Origin of the sequence: Pseudonocardia sp. Ae331_Ps2, from assembly GCF_001932405.1 — a bacterium.
In the GTDB taxonomy this organism is placed as follows: Bacteria; Actinomycetota; Actinomycetes; order Mycobacteriales; family Pseudonocardiaceae; genus Pseudonocardia.
In genome coordinates, this window is record NZ_MCIM01000001.1 from 3,500,986 (window position 1) to 3,502,922 (window position 1,937).

At 69.8% G+C, this 1,937-nt stretch carries 1 protein-coding gene and 1 pseudogene; both read left to right on the forward strand.

Translation table 11 applies throughout. The features are described 5' to 3' along the window. Positions 1-1,245, forward strand: a 1,245-nt coding sequence (locus Ae331Ps2_RS16820; RefSeq protein WP_083696286.1) for a M20/M25/M40 family metallo-hydrolase, incomplete at its 5' end; no start/stop codon positions are given. 214 nt (positions 1,246-1,459) lie between these two features. Continuing rightward, positions 1,460-1,937: pseudogene (locus Ae331Ps2_RS33335) on the forward strand (IS5/IS1182 family transposase); the annotation flags it as partial.

The following is a 1,937-nucleotide window of genomic DNA, read 5'->3' on the forward strand; positions in this document are numbered from 1 at the left end:
ACGTCCAACTACGGCGACGACCGCGGGCCCGGTGAGCGGCTCGCCGCCGAGTACGCGGCGGGGCTGCTGACCGAGGTGGGTCTCGACGTCGAGCTGATCGAGCCGCGCCCGGGCCGCACGACGGTGATGGCGCGCTGGCCCGGGGCCGATCCCGAGCGGCCCGGCCTGCTGGTGCACGCCCACACCGACGTCGTGCCGGCCGAGCCCGCGCTCTGGCGCCACCACCCGTTCGGCGGGGAGATCGCCGACGGCTGCCTGTGGGGCCGTGGGGCGGTCGACATGAAGTACTTCGCGGCGCAGATGCTGGCGGTGGTCCGGGCGCGGATGCGGGCGGGTCGCCCGCCGGCGCGCGACGTCGTGCTCGCGTTCGTCGCCGACGAGGAGAACGGAGGTCGGCTCGGCGCGCGATGGCTGGTGGACAACAGACCGGAGCTGTTCGAGGGGTGCACCGAGGCGATCGGTGAGGTCGGCGGCTTCTCGGCGACGTTGCCGAACGGCCGCCGGCTCTACCTGGTGGAGACCGCGGAGAAGGGGGTCATCTGGTTCCGGGTGACCACGAAGGGGATCGCCGGGCACGGCTCCATGCTCAACTCCTCCAACGCGATCGCGCAGCTCGGTGAGATCATGCACCGGGTCGGCGAGCACCGGTTCCCGGTCCAGCTCACACCGACGACCCGGCAGTTCATCGACGCGCTGTCCGCCGAGCTGGACGAGCAGTTCCACCCGGACGACCCGGACGCGCTGCTCAAGGCGATCTCCCCGCTCGAACGGATCGTGGGCGCGTCGCTGCAGAACATCGCGTCGCCGACGTTGATCAGCGCCGGCAACAAGACCAACGTGATCCCGAGCCTGGCCAGCGCCGAGCTGGACTGCCGGTTCCTGCCGGGGCACGAGGACGAGTTCATCGCGTCCTTCGTCGCGCTGGTCGGGCCGAACGCGACGTGCGAGATCTTCTATCGGGACGTCGCGGTCGAGACGGACTTCCCGACCCCGCTCACGCACGCGATGGCGGCCAGCGTGGCCCGCCACGACCCGGGCGCCGGTGTGATCCCGTACCTGCTGCCCGCGGGTACGGACGCGAAGCACTTCAGCCGGCTCGGCATCGCCTGCTACGGCTTCGCCCCACTCAAGCTGCCGGCCGACTTCGATTTCCCGGCCGCCTTCCACGGTGTCGACGAGCGTGTTCCGGTGGATGCCCTGCGTTTCGGCGTACCCGTGCTCGACGACTTCTTCGACCGGTGCTGAGTCCCGCCCGAGAGCGGTCCAACAGTAACCGACGCGTAACGTTGACCGCCATCCAGGAAACGTGAGAACCGTATTCTGGACAGTGAGGTGTTCTCAGTAGCGGGGTGGCAGGTCGTGGCGACACGCCGAGGGTGGTGAGATGAGCGGGAACGGGGCAGGACCCCGGTAGATCGGTTCGGTCCAGCACAGATCGACACCGTCACCGAGGTCCTGCATGTCTGATCCTGTCACCTACACCGCTGTCCTCCCGATCGGGGAGCGCACCGTGGCCTATCTGGCGCGGCTCCTGGTCCTTCAACGCCGTCGACGTGGCACCCGGCGGCGGGCGTTGACCCCGTTCGCCCAGGCAGTGCTGGTGATCCGCTGGTTCTGTGATGCTACCCGGGTCCGATGTTTGGCCGGTGACAACGCGATCAGCACTGCAACGGCCTACCGTTACCTGCACGAAGGCATCGACGTCCTCGCCGCGGCCGCACCCGGCCTGCACGGAGCCCTGCTCGCCGCCCGCACAGCCGGGCACACCCACGTGAATCTCGACGGCACCCTGATCGCCACCGACCGGTGCCGCGCGCTCGGCCTCACCCCCGGGGTCGACCTGTGGTGGTCGGGCAAGCACCGCCGCCACGGCGGGAACATCCAGGTCCTCACCGCACCTGATGGATGGCCGCTATGGACCAGCGACGTGCGGCCGA